We start from the raw sequence: 541 nt of genomic DNA on the forward strand, positions 1-541 counted from the left end.
CAACAGGTCCAACGGGACCGACAGGAGAAACAGGAGCAACAGGTCCAATGGGCCCGACAGGAGAAACGGGAGCAACAGGTCCAATGGGCCCGACAGGTGAAACTGGGCCGACAGGTGAAACGGGAGCAACAGGTGAAACGGGCCCGACGGGAGCAACGGGTGCAACAGGTCCGACAGGTGAAACGGGAGCAACAGGTGAAACCGGTGCAACGGGACTGACAGGTGAAACAGGAGCAACTGGTCCAACGGGCCTGACAGGAGAAACGGGAGCAACAGGTCCAACGGGAGCGACAGGAGAAACGGGAGCAACTGGTTCAACGGGACTGACAGGAGAAACGGGAGCAACCGGTCCAACAGGCCCAACAGGAATAACTGGTCCAACGGGAGCAACAGGTCCAATGGGCCCGACAGGTGAAACTGGGCCGACAGGTGAAACGGGAGCAACAGGTGAAACGGGCCCGACTGGAGCAACGGGTGCAACAGGTCCGACAGGTGAAACGGGAGCAACAGGTGAAACCGGTGCAACGGGACTGACAGGTGA

1 protein-coding gene is annotated in these 541 nt (G+C 59.9%); it reads left to right on the forward strand.

Going from position 1 to position 541, the window contains the following annotated elements:
* A partial coding sequence (locus LRP84_RS22715) for a collagen-like domain-containing protein (RefSeq protein ID WP_230577081.1) occupies positions 1-541 on the forward strand: 541 nt, incomplete at both ends.

Source organism: Bacillus rhizoplanae (genome assembly GCF_917563915.1).
Lineage (GTDB): Bacteria > Bacillota > Bacilli > Bacillales > Bacillaceae_G > Bacillus_A > Bacillus_A rhizoplanae.